The following is a 15,598-nucleotide window of genomic DNA, read 5'->3' on the forward strand; positions in this document are numbered from 1 at the left end:
AACCGGTTATTGAATTCTACCGCCACTACCTTGGTGATATGTTTCTGAAAAACCTTGAAGCCGTTACACTATGCTTTCCTTTAATGGTGAGGAGGAAAGGCATCCTCGTCGCCAGAGCCTGTATAAGAATAAACGAAGATGAATCAATGTCCTACACGGGAAACTTTAGAGAGGGAGAATACGCCTACTTTGGTGTTGGCGGTGAGAGAAAAATTCTCCTCGCTTCAAGGGATCTATGGTGGAAGATGACAAAATTTTCACCGGATAAAATCATTATTTTTTCCTGCCTTGGCAGGAAGACATTTTTAGGAAGAAAAACTCTTATAGAAATTTCCCCTTTTGACTCAATAGGTGAAACAACAGGTGGATTTGTTTTTAGTGAAATATTTGGAAGGAAAAAACCTATCTTACTAAATCATTCTCTAACAGCCATAGGCATAAAATACAAAAATGAAAAAAGAAAGGGAAGAAACTTTAAAAAATTCTGTCCATACCACCAGAAAACCGAAAACGATATCCAGCACATAATAATAGAGATGCTTGTCCATCTTGCTAACACCGTCATGAAAGAACTTGAGAAGAAAAACAGAGAAATTAAAAAATTGGCCGATATAGATTGTCTAACTGGTATATACAACAGACGAAAAGTATTGGAGGAACTTGAAAAAGAAATAATGAGAACGCAACGATATGGCAATCCTCTATCAGTAATCATTTTTGACATAGATTTCTTCAAAGAGGTAAACGATACCTATGGTCATCTCATGGGTGATAAAATTTTGAGAGAAATAGCGCAAATCATCAAGAAAAATATAAGAAGGCCAGATATTTTTGGCAGATATGGCGGTGAAGAATTCCTAATCATACTTCCTGAAACAGACATAACGGGCGGCGTGAAATTCGCCGAAAAGATAAGAAAACTTATAGAAAACCAGTCATTCCCTATAGATAGAAAAATAACAATATCTCTTGGCGTAACAGAATACAGGTATGGAGATACCGTAGATACCATTCTTGCAAGAGCGGACAAAGCACTATATTCAGCCAAAGAGTCGGGAAGAAACAAAGTGTGTAAATTAACTTAAAGTTTCTGTGATAAAATAGGTATTCGCAAACTTTCCTTAGGTCTTTGCTCAGGAGGCAATCCAGAAAATGGAACAGATTATTCCCATTCCCATAGAAGAGGAAATGAGGCAGTCTTACTTAGATTACGCGATGAGCGTAATCGTTGGAAGAGCACTGCCGGATGTAAGAGACGGCCTTAAACCAGTCCACCGCAGAATACTCTATTCAATGTACCAGCTCAATCTATATCCTGACAAACCGTACAAAAAAAGTGCAAGAATCGTCGGTGAATGTCTCGGTAAATTTCACCCTCACGGTGACAGCGCTGTCTATGATGCACTTGTAAGAATGGCACAGGACTTTTCTATGAGGTATCCCCTGATAGACGGTCAGGGGAATTTTGGCTCTATAGACGGCGACAGTGCCGCTGCAATGAGATACACGGAAGCAAGACTTTCAAAAATTTCAATGGAACTTCTCAAAGACATAGAGAAAGACACTGTTGATTTCAGACCAAACTTTGACGAAAGTTTAACAGAACCGGAAGTTCTGCCTGCAAGATTCCCAAACCTTTTAGTTAACGGCAGCTCGGGAATCGCTGTCGGTATGGCAACAAACATACCACCTCACAATCTAACAGAAGTGTGCCAGGCAATCAAATATCTTGTTGATCACGAAGACGCAACAGCTGATGAGCTTCTAAAATTTGTAAAAGGGCCGGACTTCCCAACAGGTGCTGAAATAATAAACCCTGAAGCAATTAAAAAGATCTACCAAACAGGTAGAGGAAGTGTTACACTAAGAGCAAAGCACACAATAGAAGAGCTCAAAAAGAGAACAGCTATTGTAATAACAGAGCTTCCATATCAGGTAAACAAAGCTTCACTGATAAAGCACATAGCAGAACTTGTAAAAGAGAAAAAAATAGAAGGAATTGCCGACATAAGAGATGAATCAGACAGAGAAGGAATACGCGTGGTAATTGAACTGAAAAGGGATGCAACTCCTGAAGTTGTTTTAAACAAACTTTATAAATTTACGCCTATTCAAACAAACTTTAACTTCAACATGATAGCTCTTGTCAACGGCCAACCTAAACTTCTCAACCTAAAAACCTATCTAACAGAATTTATAAAGTTCAGAAGAGAAGTTATACTGAGGCGCACCGCCTACGAACTTAGAAAAGCTGAAGCAAGACTCCACATACTGGAAGGATTAAGGGTAGCCCTTGAAAATATAGATAGGATCGTTGCTATCGTTAAAGGTGCAGAAAGTCCAGAAGTCGCGAGAAACGAACTTCAAAAAGAGTTTGGACTATCCGAAAAACAGGCAAAAGCGATATTAGACATGAAACTCCAGAGGCTTACAGGCCTTGAAAGGGAGAAAATAGAAGAAGAATACGCAAAACTCAAAAAGGATATTGAATACTACCATTTCGTAATAGAATCAGATGAAGAGCAAAAAAGACTAATAAAAGAAGACATGGACGACATTATCAGGCATTACGGCGACGAAAGAAAAACAAAAATTGTCGCAAAAGAGGCAGAAATTGATATAGAAGCAATGATAGAAGATGAAGAAGTTGTAATATTCCTCACCCATAAAGGATTCGTTAAAAGAGTATCTGCAAGCACCTACAGAACACAAGGGAGAAGTGGAACAGGTATAAAAGGAATAAAAACAAGGGAAGACGACTTTGTAAAAGAGATAATTACCGCCTCATCCCTTGACTATCTACTCGTATTTACAAACAGAGGAAGAGTTTACTGGCTGAAAGCATATGAAATACCAAAATCCGAAAGAGCTACAAGAGGACAGTCAATCAGAAGCCTTTTACAGGGACTTTCCGGAAGTGAAAATGTCTCAAAAATCATTCCTGTCAAAGATTTTAACGAAAATCTCGCTCTATTCTTCGTAACAGCAAAAGGATATGTGAAGAGGACGCACCTTTCAGACTTCTCCCATCCCCGCTCAACAGGCATAACAGCAATAAATATGGAACCTGGCGACAGATTGATATACATCGGAACAGTATCTGAAAAAGACAACGTGATACTTATCTCAAGGAAGGGAAGAGCTATAAGATTCCATGTTCAGGATGTCAGGCAGATGGGAAGGAGCGCAAGAGGCGTAAGAGGCATGCTACTTGACACAGATGATGACGCAGTGGTAGCGGCAACCATTATTCATCCGGATGACAGGTACCTTCTCATAGTAACAGAAAAGGGATACGGTAAAAGAGTCCTAATTTCTGAGTTCCCTATTCAGAGAAGAGGTGGAAAGGGCGTCATAGCGGCAAAACTTAACGAAAAAACGGGAAAAATAGCAGATGCAATAACATTAAAAGACGACGAAAACATCGTAATCGTTTCGAAGAAAGGCAAAGTGATAAAGATAAACGCAGGTAGCATAAGCATAATAGGAAGACACACAAGGGGCGTAAGGGTGCAGAAACTTTCTGACGACGACAGCGTAGTTGCGGTATCAAAGGTAGAGGAGGAAGCAGAAGATGCTTGACATAAAAGCAATTCGCAAGAATCCTGAAAAGATTAAAGAGCGTCTTTTCCTGCGAAATCCGGAACTGACGGAAAAAGTTGATGCCCTTCTTGAAGTGGATAAAAAACGGCGTGAGATAATAACAGAATTAGAATCTCTAAAAGCCCTAAGAAACAAGCTTTCAAAAGAGATAGGAAAACTATTTAGAGAAAAGAAAATAGAAGAGGCAAATCAGAAAAAGAGAGAAGCAGAAAAAGCTTCCGAAAAGAGCAAATCGTTAGAAGAGCAACTTAAAGCCGTGGAAGAAACATTTAACAGCCTCATTTTATCAATCCCCAACATTCCCCACGAAACAGTACCTGTCGGAAAAGATGAAACAGAAAATGTCCCGGTTAGATACTGGGGGGAAAAGCCAGAGTTTGACTTCGAGCCTATTCCTCACTGGGATATAGCCGAAAAACTTGACATATTAGATTTTGAAAGAGCAACAAAGCTTGCAGGCTCTCGTTTTGTAATATACAAGAAGTGGGGGGCTAAGTTAGAAAGGGCACTGATAAATTTCATGCTTGACCTCCACACACAAGAGCACGGGTACGAAGAGATTATTCCACCTTTTATGGTAAATACAAAGACACTAACAGGAACAGGACAGCTTCCAAAGTTTGCTGATGACCTTTACAAAATAGAAGGTGAAGATCTATGGCTCATACCAACAGCCGAAGTACCTCTCACCAACATCCATTCAGGAGAAATCCTGCCGGAGAAAGAGCTACCGAAATACTACACGGCATACACTCCCTGCTTTAGAAAAGAAGCCGGCTCTCACGGAAAAGATGTAAGGGGGATAATGAGGTTGCATCAATTCAACAAGGTGGAACTTGTAAAAATTGTCCACCCTTCAGAGTCCTACAATGAATTAGAAAAGTTAGTAAACGAAGCGGAAAAGGTTCTGCAATTGCTTGACCTTCATTACAGAGTAGTTGCACTTTGCACAGGAGACCTTGGATTTTCAGCGGCAAAAACCTACGACATAGAAGTATGGATACCCTCACAGAACAGATACAGGGAAATATCTTCCTGCAGCAACTGTGAAGACTTCCAGGCAAGAAGAGCAATGATAAGATTTAGAGATAAAGAAGGGAAAACAAGGTTTGTCCACACACTGAACGGTTCAGGTCTTGCCGTTGGAAGGACAGTAATAGCAATACTTGAACAGTATCAGCAAAAGGACGGTTCTGTAATAGTTCCTGAAGCTTTAAGAAGCTATCTAAAAAAAGATGCCATAGAACCGTAATTTTAAGGGGAAGGGAATCCTTCCCCTTAAATCACAGCATAGAAATAGAAGTCAGCAAAAGGACAAGAAGATAAACACCAAATATAGCGAAAAAGAGATTTCTTAAAGTATTATCCTGAACTTTTTCCATACTCTGCCTCCCTACAACGCCTTATTTTTTTCAGCTCTTCTTCAAACTTTTCTCTTCTCAAGAAAACAGAAACAAAATGGCCAACAAAACCTTTAAGGGTCGCCATGGCAGATAATAAAAGAATAAGTCTATCAATGTAATAAGCAGTTCCTGTCAGGTTCCCGGCTTTGAGCAGAACAGTCGAAAATACAAGAACGGGAAGGCCAAAAACAAAAAAGTAGGTAAAGTAAGAAAACTTCGTAAACGAAAGGTCCTTACCATACTTTTTCTCCAAATATTCTCTTACCTCCAAAGGTGATAATCCCTGACAAAGCAACTGCTCAATATCTTTATCGAGATTTTTCATGCCGCGACTCCTTAAACCTTAAAGGAAACTGGAGGATCAACCCTCCAGTTTCGCCTGTGCTATCTTAATCGTTGCTATAGCAAGCACCGCATACCAGACAATTGAAAGGAAAAACCACATGGTTACCTCCGGTATTAGTAAAGTTCTGCCTCCTCGCCTTCAGCCTTAAGCTCTCTCTCAAGGCTTTCCGGTGAAATCTTAAAGAGGAAGACTCTGTATGCCCAAACCTGATAGGCAATAACAATGGGCACGAAAATGAGCGCTGCTATAAGCATAACGGTGAGAGTTAGTGTACTTGAAGCAGCATTGTAAACAGTAATGCTGTTTTCAACACCAAGAGATGATGGAACCATAAACGGATAAGCACCGATAGCTGCACCGAGTGTTGCAAAAGCAACCGTTAAAGCCGAAAAGAGGAAAGCTCTCTTTCCGTCAGACTTTTGAAGAGATAGGAAGTAAAGAACCGCACACACAACAGCTGCAAGAATCATTACAATCTCAAGAGGCATACTTCTAAAGAGTGCATGCTCAACAACACCGTTATTTATATGAGGCTTAATGGCCTCTATAAGATTCTGTGGAAGACCCAAAAACGCAAGCTTTGAAGCATCACCTATTCTGAAAGAAATAGTGTAACCGAAACCAAGACATAGAACGTAGAAAATGACAAAAGCAAACCAGAGTTTTGTAGCTATTGATTTTGCTCTTTCTGCTACCGTTCCTTCTGTTTTCCACAGGAGCCAAGAAACGCCGTGAAGCGTAAAGAAAAGGAACGTCGTTACACCAACAATTAATCCGTAAAGACCGTGTGTTGTAAAGGGATTAATAAGATTTAAAAAGCTAACCGGGAACTTTTCAGCGTAAACAAAACCTGAAAGAGAATCTCCTTTTGCAAGACTGTTAATAACAGGAAGGCCTCCTAAAACGTTACCTATCGCAACACCAACCAGGAGAGCCGGCGCGGCGCTTCCAAAGAAAACCATCCAGTCCCAGAAGTTCCTCCAGGAAGGATTTTCCTCTTTGCTTCTAAATTCAAAGGCACATGCTCTCATAATCAGCGCAACAAGAACAATAAATAGCGCTATGTAAAGAGAACTAAAGAGTGCAGCGTAAAGTTCCGGAAATGCAGCAAACACTGCCGCACCTGCAGTAATGAGCCACACCTCGTTTCCGTCCCAAACAGGACCGATAGAGTTAAGCATCGTTCTCCTTTCAGCATCTGTCTTAGCAACAAATGGGTGCAGAATACCAACCCCAAAGTCAAAGCCATCAGTTACAAGGTAGGCAATGATAAGCACCCCTACAAGGAGAAACCAGATTGATTGTAAATCAAAATTCATAGCTACACCTCCACCAGATTAATGATTTTCAGGTGCTTTTGAAGCATATTTTGCAAGGAGGTAAAAGTCTGCAATTGCAAGACCCGTAAATATCACAAGGAAAACAACATAACTTACCAGAATCTCAAAGTTGGTAATCTTAGAAACAGCTTCTGCCGTTTTAAGTGCAACGGAAGTATTATCCTTCCAGTTAAGAGGATATACTATCCACGGTTGCCTTCCTACCTCTGCCATTGCCCATCCAAGCCAGTTTGCAATGTATGGAAGAGGCAGAGAAAAAAGAGCAACTTTCAGATAAGTCCTGCTATTTTCAAGATTTTTAAACTTAAGAAGTCCAAGAGCAAATAGAAGGACAAAGAACATTCCAAGATATATCATAAGATGGAATGACCAGAAAGTAATGTTAACAGGCGGGATATAGTTTCCAGGTCCCCAGATTTTTTCAAATTCCTTCTGGAGATCTTTAAGACCTTTCACCTCAGCAGACGGTGAATTGTACAGCATCATGCTGAGTGTTCCTGGAATTGAAGGAATTTCAAAAACGTTACGCTGGCCTTTTTGGTCAGCCCACGCAGCAATTGCAATGGCAGGACCTTTTTTCGTTTCCCATAGAGCCTCAGCAGCTGCTATCTTGGTGGGCTGCACTCTTGCAACCTCTATTGTATGAGCGTGGCCAATACCCATTTCAGCAACAGAAGCCATCAGTCCAAAAATAATCGCAATAAACGCTGACTTTTTGAACAGTTCAATATTCCTTCCTTTGAGCAGGTGATAGGCACTGATACTGAGAACAAAAACTGCAGAAAGAATAAATCCTGCCGTCATGGTGTGCATGAACTTTGTATCGGCAACAGGATTAAATACTATGCTGGCAAAGTTTGTAAGAACCGCCTTCTTACCTGCAAGACCCTCAACGAGCTTTGAACCAACAGGATGTTGCATCCAACCGTTAGCAACAAGAATCCAGAAAGCAGAAATATTACTGCCAATAGCTGTGAGCCACGCAGCCAACAGGTGAACTTTTTGGGGCACTCTATCCCATCCAAAGATAAGAATACCTATAAAAGTTGACTCTAAGAAGAACGCCATCAGTCCTTCAAACGCAAGCGGTGCACCAAAAATATCACCTACAAAACGGGAATAAACCGACCAGTTCATACCGAATTCAAACTCATGAACAATACCTGTCGCTACACCAATGGCAAAGTTGATAGCAAAAAGTTTTGTCCAGAATTTGGCCATATCTTTATAAACTTTCTTACCCGTCTTGTAGTGAAGAGTGAGCATAATCGCAATAAGGGTTGAAAGGCCAAGTGTAAGAGGAACGAAAATAAAATGGAAAAAGGCCGTCATCGCAAACTGCAGACGGGATAACGTCAGGAGAAAGTCCATCTTGTCCTCCTTAAAGTTTTTTGTCGTCTTAAATCTAAAAATTTAAAAGCAAAGAGAGATGGGGATTTAGCTCCCATCTCTCTTTATAAACTTCTAATACACTTTTACTCTGAAAGAATTTCATCAATGGTTACCACACTTCCAACATTACCTGCAATGTCAGGACCTGGTTTAAGTGTTGTTTTACCCGGTCTCCAGTTAGCAGGACATGCTTCATCAGGATGTTCATAAACATACTTCCAGGCATCAAGCTGCCTGAGGAGTTCCTTAACGCTCCTACCAACTGGTGGATTAAGAACTTCCTCAGCAACAATTACCCCGTCAGGGTTGATAATAAATCTTCCTCTTCTTGCAATTCCTGCATTTTCCATGTAAACGCCATACTTCCTTGCAGTTTCACCCGTTGGATCAGCAGCAAGCAGGAACTTAACATCCTTCATAAGAGGTTCTACTTTACAGAAAATCTGGTGACTAAACACTGTGTCTGTTGAAATCGCAATAACTTCAGCACCACGCTTTTTGATCTCCTCGTGCATAGCTGCGACCGCAGCTAATTCTGTTGGTCAGACAAATGTAAAATCTGCCGGATAGAAGCATACAATTAAAAACTTACCATCATTGTTCGGAACATAATCGGCAAGCTTCACTGAAGTGTAGCTATCTGTTGTTGGATCGTACGCCTCAAGCTCAAATTCCGGCGCCTTCTGTCCTACCAGAGCCATGTTCCACCTCCTTATTGATAATGAGAATTATTTGCAGTAAATTGCAACGAAAAGAAATCTTAATGTCAACGCACCTATCATACTTTTTTCTATTTAAAGAAGTTTCCTTTACTTTTTTCATAACCCCTTCTCCCAAGAATTATTAGATATTTCCCGCTCTCCCATACGTCTCAAGAAGCTTCACTATATTAATATATCCTTTCATCAGCGCAATGGAAAGAGGAGTAAGACCCTTTTTAGTTTTAAGAGAAACATCTGCTCCAGAGTCTAACAATAACTTCACAATTCTGTAGTTACCATTTTTAGCAGCAAGATAGAGAGGCGTCTCACCTGCTCTATTCTGAACATTAACATAAGCCCCTTTAGAGAGAAGATACCTTACGATGTTTAATCTGTTCATGTAAACGGCATAATGTAAAGGAGTATTACCCGCTCTATTCTTGACATTAATATTTGCCCCTTTTTCTAAAAGAATCTTAACAATGTTAAGTTCTCCTTCTCCGGCAGCAAAATGGAGGGGCGTTTCACCAAGGGAAGTTCCAACAGAAACGTCAGCACCGTTATTAATAAGAAACACCGCTATTTTGTTTCTATGCTTTATTATAGCTTTTAAAAGAGGAGTCCACCCATGAACATCCTTCTCATTAACATCAGCCCCGTGCTTAACAAGAATTTTCACAATATCAAAATTTCCCTTAAAAACGGCAAAATGCAGTGGCGTAAATCCCATAAAGTTTTTTGCATTTACATCTGCACCTTTTGAAATTAAAAATTCAAGAATGCCGGGATAGTCCTTTATAGAAGCGTAGTGAATTGGCTGATAACCACCAGCATTCTTACAGTTAATATCAGCTCCTGTTTTTATCAAATACTTAACAACGTCAAGATTACCGTTCAGAACTGCCCTATGAAGAGGTGTAAATCCTAAACGATCCCTGCTGTTTACATCTGCCCCATTCTCTATCAAAACCTTAAGAGAGTTAAGAGCATCATTTTCCGCTGCAAAGTGAATCGGCTGATAACCTTCCCTATCCTTAACATCAATTCTTGCTCCATGATTTATCAGATATTTAACAATATCTGCTTCATCAAGCGCCGATGCATAATCAAGAGGCGTCATCCCTTCTGAATCGCGAACATTAACGTTCACACCTTCCAAAACAAGTTTTTTTATTGTTTTTAAATCGTTCCTCAAAACCGCTTCATGAAGAGCACTCTTTTTCAGGTGAGCCGTCTCCCTCAAAAAAAGCCCTCTATACATTTCAAGATTTGAAACACCCGCATAACTTCCAGTTGTTAAAAAGAGAAGAATTACTGCAATACTCAGAACCTTTCTCACCTTCACCTCTTCCTGAAAAAGATTATCATTAGCATAACTCTTTAAACAAACGCTGTCAAGAAAGATAATCCTTAAACTTTTGACGAACATCAATGAAAGAAAGAAAATTAAATGTATCTTTAAACACAGACCATTTTACATGGAGGAAATATTGAAAAGACTTTTACCAGTACTCGCTGTACTGCTTCCAATAACGGCATACGGGCTTACGATGGAAGAAGCAGTGAACACCGCACTCAAAAATAATTACGATATACTTATAACACAGAGAAAAGTCCGCTCCGCACAAATGAACATAAAAAGCAAAAAGAGAAGCAACTTTGGAAAAGTTATATTCAAAGGAAGTTACACAAGATACAACATCCCAAGAACACTGACCCCCATTGTTCCTCCTATTATTTCACCGGTACCTTCAGACAGAGATATAGGAAACCTGGGAATTGCTTACACTGTAAACATATTCTCTGGATTTTCAAAAATTGAAGATGTCAAAATAGCCAATCTGGAAAAGAAACTTGCAGAAGATTATCTTCAGCTCTCAAAATCCCAAATTGCTTACAACGTTCGATCAATATACCTGAAAATTCTATCCCTAAAAGAAAATAGAAGTGCTTTATCTTCCTATATTAACGCCCTTAATACTTTGAAAAAAAATATAAAATTGGGTATAAAAACCGGAAAGAGACCTGAAATTGATCTCCTGAAAGTTGAAGCAGAAATAGAAAGAATCAACACTGAAATAGAAACTATAAATGGAAACATAAAAACTCTACGTTCAGCGCTTGCCTTTCTGATGGGCAAAAAAGAGATAGGAACACTTGAACCTGTTAAAAAAGCTCCCGATGTAAGACCCGACACAAATATCTCCAAAAACATAAGAATAAAAATAGCTAAACTTCAATTAGAAAAGAGTAAAAAATACACAAAAAAACTGAAAGCATCCTACTTTCCATCAATCAACCTTGACGCTTACTACGGCAAAAACTACGGAGCAGGAGAAAGTGCAAAACTCTGGCAGATAGGCATAAGCTTCAACTGGCTTGTATTTGATTTCGGAAGCAGAGAAGCAAAACTGGAAATGGCAAAAGAAGTAACACTTTCATCAAAGCTTGAAGTGGAAAGAGAGAAACTATCTTTACAAAAAAGTTTAACAGAAGCACTGGCAAAAATAGAAACCGCAAAAGAAAGGATAAAAGGAATAGAGAAAGAGCTGGAATTTGCCAGGAAGGTGAAAGAAATAGAAAAGGTAAGGTATGACACAGGAGCAGGAACAATCTACGACCTTTTAAACGCGGAGGCAAAGTTTGAAAGCGCTAAAAGCCGCCTGATAACAGCAAAGTACGACCTGCTTGACGCAATATACTATCTGAAGTTTGTAAAAGGTGAGGTGAAATAATGAGAAAAATCCTGACTATTGTCGTGGTAGCAGCAGTTGTGTTTGCAGGAATCAGACTGGTAAAGAAAAGAAAAGCAGAAATGGAAGCTACTTCCTTACCTACCATTCCTTCAATCACCGTCAAAACTGTTCTTCCGAAAACAGGAACTGTGACCGAAAAGACCGTTTTCACAGGAAGGGCACTGAGAGAGAACACCGTTCTTGTTTCCACAAAACTTTCCGGATATATAAACCGGGTTTATGTTACTGAAAACCAGAAGATCCGCAAAGGAACCCTTCTGGCAAAGATAGACGGCAGTGAGATTGAAAGCGGGATAAAACAACTAAAAGAAAACCTCCAGGCTGCAGAGAAATCGTTAGAAGCTCTCAAACTATCACTTCAAGCTGCTCAAACAGAAAAAACATTTGCAGAAGATAAGTTCAAAAGAGTAAAGGCACTCTACGAAGCTGGAGGAGCTTCAAAAGAACAACTTGAAGGAGCTCAAACAGAACTTAAACTCAAAACGATAAAAGTAGAAAGCACGAAAAAATTAATTGAAGCAAAGCAGAAGGAAATATTGGGTCTAAAAGAAGCTATAAAAGGAAAAGAAAGTCTATTAAACTATACAACTATAACCTCACCGGTTAACGGCATTGTAGGAAAAGTTTTCCTCAAAGACGGGAATCTTGCAGTTCCGGGTAAACCAATCCTTTCAATCCTGACAGGTTATGAAAAAGTAGTATTCACATTTCCTGACGATATCCGTTTAGAACCAGGACAACCAGTGATAATACCAAAGTACGGAATCGGAAAGATAACAAAAATCTATCTGGAAGCAGAAAACGGACTACCAACAGCGGAAGCAGTCTTAGAAAATGGGAAAGAAATTCCCCAGGGCAGCCTTATCAACGTAATAGTTATTCTCAAAAAAGTCAGAGGAACAACCGTACCTTTAAACGCGTTAGTTCATAAAGATAAAGGTACTTACATAGTTGCCAGAGAGAACGGCAAATTTAAGCTCAAAAAAGTAACTGTGGTAGCAGAAGACAACAAAAAGGCCGTTATAAAGCCTTCTATAAACGAGCCCGTTGCTGTTGGCAGCGAATCAAAATTAATAAGACTCGTGGCAGGTGGTGAAGAATGATTAAGAGTTTACTAAAAAGACCTTATTTTATTTACTCATTTCTAGCATTGTTTCTGTTTTTAGGTATATTCGGCTACAACAGCATAAATAGAAAACTGTTCCCGAATTCAAACCGGCCCGAAGTTGCTGTCGTAATAGTAGAGCCAGGGGCATCAGCAAAAGAAATTGCATCTAACGTTGCTGTGCCCGTTGAAAGAGAACTTTACACCCTCGACAGGATAAGGCGTGTTTACTCAACAACTATCGACGAAGTTACAGTTATTCATGCAGAATTTAACTACGGTAAAAATATAGATGCCGCCACCACGGAAGTTACGCAGGCTCTCTCAAAAATTAAAAATGACCTTCCCCCCGATATCAGAGAACCTCAAGTTTACAAGATAGATGACACACTGCAACCAATCGTAGTCATATCAGTGTCCTCAAAAAAACTTCCCCTGACCGATGTAAGGGAAATCGCCGAAAATGATATTAAAGACACTCTTTTAAAGATCGACGGTATTGCAAACGTGGATGTTTTTGGAGGATACAGGAAAGAAGTAATCGTTACACCGGACAAGAAAAAACTTGATAAGTATGGACTATCTCCTTCAATGGTCATCGCCGCACTATCCAAACACGACAGAGACTTTGCAATAGGTTCAATAACAGGCAATTATAGTAAAGTACTGCTGAAAATAAAAGGAAAGAGAGACATCCTTGATAAGATAAAAAACATTCCAGTAACAAGAAATATAACCATAGGAGATATCGCAAAAGTCTATTTCGGTCACTACGAAAACAGTGCACTCTACTACGGTGACAGAGAACCTGCGATAGCCCTTGCCGTCCAGAGAGAAACAAATGCGGATGTGATAAAAACAATAGATAAAGTTGAAAAAACCTTAAAAGTTATAAAGAAAAAATATCCTGCACTCAACTTTCACATAACTGACACACAAAAAGATACAATTCTTCAAAGCACCACCAACATGTTTGAATCACTGAGAGATGCAATTGTTATGTCAACAATTGTAGTTTTCTTCTTCCTCGCAAGCTTCCGGCAGGTTCTTGTTGTTCTATTCACAATTCCCCTTGTATATGCGACAACCGTAGCTCTCATGTGGCTCACAGGAATAGAGTTCAACGTTGTTACACTTACCGCAATAATCCTGGCTCTGGGACTCCTTTTAGATGATGCCGTGGTTGTAATGGAAAACATAGAAAGACACTACAGAGAACTTAAAAAGCCTATTAGAAAAGCAGTAGTGGAAGGAACTGAAGAGATTATGTTCTCAGATCTTGCAGGAACAATAACAACAATGGCCGCTCTGTTTCCGATTATGTTCGTAGGAGACTATCCACAAACAATATTCAGACCCCTTGCAGGAACACTGCTCCTTGCACTTGCAGCATCCTATGCAATTTCCATAACAGCAGTTCCTTTACTTTCACTGAGACTTCTTGCCATAAAAAATCCCCTTATTCTGAAAGCAGAAGAAATATTTGAAAGCATCATTTCCAGAATTAACAACATTTTCAGAATGTTTTTCCACAACCTTGTTAAAAAAGGGCTGGAAAGCAAGAAAGTTGCAGCAGGATACGTTTTATTTTTAATTTTCCTTTTTATAATGAGCGTAAAAGGACTAATGCCCATCGTCGGTAAAGAACTAATGCCCCCCATGGATACAGGCATTGTCAAAATTGGAATAACAGTTGATCCCAATCTGAAAATAAAAGATAGCGAAGATGTGCTGAAAAAAACTATAAAAGCAATATACTCAAGTGGTAAAGTTTTGAGAGTTTCTTCCTCCATTGGAAGCGAACCGGGCATACTATCTATCGGAAGCGGCGGAGGTATAGATTCCATAAGCATCACAGCAACCTATGTTAACCGGTTTGAGAGAAAGAAATCAATCTGGCAGATAGAAGATGAGTTAAGAAAAAAAATAGCCGAAATACCAAACATAGAGCAGTTTACAGTTTCAGACTACGGTGCAACTGCCCTATCCAGCATCAAAGGAAACATTGACGTTACACTATATTCCTCAAATTTTGATTCCCTTGAAAAGGCAGGAAAAATTATAGAACAGGCAGTATACAACACCAAAGGTATAACCTGTGTTGCAAAAACATGGAACAAAAATAAAAAAGTTTACGTCCTCAACGTAGATGAGAAAAAGGCGGCAGCATACGGTTTAACACCTGAAGATATAGCCATGCAGTTAACAACTGTTTTAAGAGGCATAAAAGCAGCATCTTTTCCCGTAGTAAATGCAAAAGATTTCACGATAAGAGTATGGCTTGAAAAAACAGACAGAGACTCTGTAAAAACACTTGAAACCACTTTGATAAACAGTAAAGCCGGCAAAATCCCTCTTTCAACAGTTGCAAGGATAAGCTATGTTTATGAACCTAACGTAATAACAAGAGAAGGCCTTCAGTACACCCTTGATGTTTACGGCTTCAGAAAAAAAGCAGCAATAACTCACATAATGGCAAGCTTTGAAAAAGCATTCAAAGGGAAAAAGCTTCCGCCAGATGTAAAAATGGAACAGACAGGCGACATAAAGCAGTTTACGGATTCTGCCAAAAGAATGCTCAAAGCAATAGGATTCGCCGTTTTACTCATTTTCTTCGTTCTTGTTCCCATGTTCAACTCGGTAAAAGCACCGCTGCTTATAATTGTGTCCATTCCCCTTACACTTATCGGAGCAGCATGGTCACTGCTTATTTTCGATTATCATATATCAATGCCCGCAATGATGGGATTTGTTCTCTTGAGTGGTATTATCGTCAACAACGCAATTCTTCTAATAGATTTTGCACTTAACGGAATAAAGAACGAAATGAACCCTGAAGAGGCAATCCTTGAAAGTATAAAAATCAGAACAAGGCCGGTTCTTATGACCGCATTCGCAACAACTGCAGGAATGTTACCCGTTGCCATGGGGAATGCCATAGGACTTGAAAGA

Annotated in this window: 12 protein-coding genes; 6 read left to right on the forward strand and 6 right to left on the reverse strand. The window is 39.5% G+C overall.

Annotated elements, in window-relative coordinates; all coding sequences use genetic code 11:
• Nucleotides 1-8: 8 nt before the first annotated feature.
• The 3 genes from MV676_RS03040 to serS all read left to right on the forward strand — a co-directional run bounded on the left by MV676_RS03040 (nucleotide 9) and on the right by serS (nucleotide 4,855).
• Nucleotides 9-1,085, forward strand: coding sequence for a diguanylate cyclase (locus MV676_RS03040; RefSeq protein ID WP_297445185.1), 1,077 nt, complete (start codon nucleotides 9-11; stop codon nucleotides 1,083-1,085).
• A 67-nt stretch (nucleotides 1,086-1,152) separates the two neighbouring features.
• The gene (gyrA, locus tag MV676_RS03045) at nucleotides 1,153-3,582 is read left to right on the forward strand and encodes a DNA gyrase subunit A (protein ID WP_297445158.1); all 2,430 of its coding nucleotides are present in this window, start codon (nucleotides 1,153-1,155) and stop codon (nucleotides 3,580-3,582) included.
• Nucleotides 3,575-4,855 carry a serine--tRNA ligase gene (gene serS / locus MV676_RS03050; protein WP_297445161.1) on the forward strand — a complete coding sequence of 427 codons (1,281 nt, stop codon included), beginning with the start codon at nucleotides 3,575-3,577 and terminating at the stop codon, nucleotides 4,853-4,855. Before gyrA ends, serS begins: the two co-directional genes overlap by 8 nt.
• A 110-nt stretch (nucleotides 4,856-4,965) precedes the next feature.
• Here serS and MV676_RS03055 read toward each other — a convergent pair whose 3' ends face one another.
• The 6 genes from MV676_RS03055 to MV676_RS03080 form a co-directional block, all read right to left on the reverse strand.
• Nucleotides 4,966-5,331, reverse strand: coding sequence for a hypothetical protein (locus MV676_RS03055; protein ID WP_022846138.1), 366 nt, complete (start codon nucleotides 5,329-5,331; stop codon nucleotides 4,966-4,968).
• A 134-nt stretch (nucleotides 5,332-5,465) separates the two neighbouring features.
• Nucleotides 5,466-6,671 carry a cytochrome d ubiquinol oxidase subunit II gene (gene cydB, locus MV676_RS03060; protein ID WP_297445163.1) on the reverse strand — a complete coding sequence of 402 codons (1,206 nt, stop codon included), beginning with the start codon at nucleotides 6,669-6,671 and terminating at the stop codon, nucleotides 5,466-5,468.
• Nucleotides 6,672-6,689: 18 nt separating this feature from the next.
• Nucleotides 6,690-8,063: a cytochrome ubiquinol oxidase subunit I gene (locus tag MV676_RS03065; protein WP_297445165.1), complete on the reverse strand. Its 1,374-nt coding sequence runs from the start codon at nucleotides 8,061-8,063 to the stop codon at nucleotides 6,690-6,692.
• Between the two features lie 104 nt (nucleotides 8,064-8,167).
• A complete protein-coding gene (locus MV676_RS03070) occupies nucleotides 8,168-8,785 on the reverse strand; it encodes a peroxiredoxin (protein WP_297445169.1) in 618 nt (205 codons plus the stop codon).
• Complete coding sequence (locus MV676_RS03075) at nucleotides 8,751-8,906, reverse strand: hypothetical protein (RefSeq protein WP_297445172.1); 156 nt, start codon at nucleotides 8,904-8,906, stop codon at nucleotides 8,751-8,753. The genes MV676_RS03070 and MV676_RS03075 overlap by 35 nt, the downstream gene beginning before the upstream one ends.
• Before the next feature lie 21 nt (nucleotides 8,907-8,927).
• Nucleotides 8,928-10,124 carry an ankyrin repeat domain-containing protein gene (locus tag MV676_RS03080; protein ID WP_297445174.1) on the reverse strand — a complete coding sequence of 399 codons (1,197 nt, stop codon included), beginning with the start codon at nucleotides 10,122-10,124 and terminating at the stop codon, nucleotides 8,928-8,930.
• A gap of 151 nt (nucleotides 10,125-10,275) precedes the next feature.
• On the opposite strand from MV676_RS03080, the gene MV676_RS03085 reads away from it, so the two are divergent.
• The 3 genes from MV676_RS03085 to MV676_RS03095 all read left to right on the forward strand — a co-directional run.
• Nucleotides 10,276-11,520, forward strand: coding sequence for a TolC family protein (locus tag MV676_RS03085; protein ID WP_297445177.1), 1,245 nt, complete (start codon nucleotides 10,276-10,278; stop codon nucleotides 11,518-11,520).
• Nucleotides 11,520-12,644, forward strand: a complete 1,125-nt coding sequence (locus MV676_RS03090; protein WP_297445179.1) for a biotin/lipoyl-binding protein — start codon at nucleotides 11,520-11,522, stop codon at nucleotides 12,642-12,644. The genes MV676_RS03085 and MV676_RS03090 overlap by 1 nt, the downstream gene beginning before the upstream one ends.
• Nucleotides 12,641-15,598 (forward strand): efflux RND transporter permease subunit (locus MV676_RS03095; RefSeq protein ID WP_297445182.1); only part of this gene is annotated, 2,958 nt, incomplete at its 3' end. The genes MV676_RS03090 and MV676_RS03095, both read left to right, overlap by 4 nt.

The organism is Desulfurobacterium sp., assembly GCF_027028515.1.
GTDB lineage: Bacteria > Aquificota > Aquificia > Desulfurobacteriales > Desulfurobacteriaceae > Desulfurobacterium_A.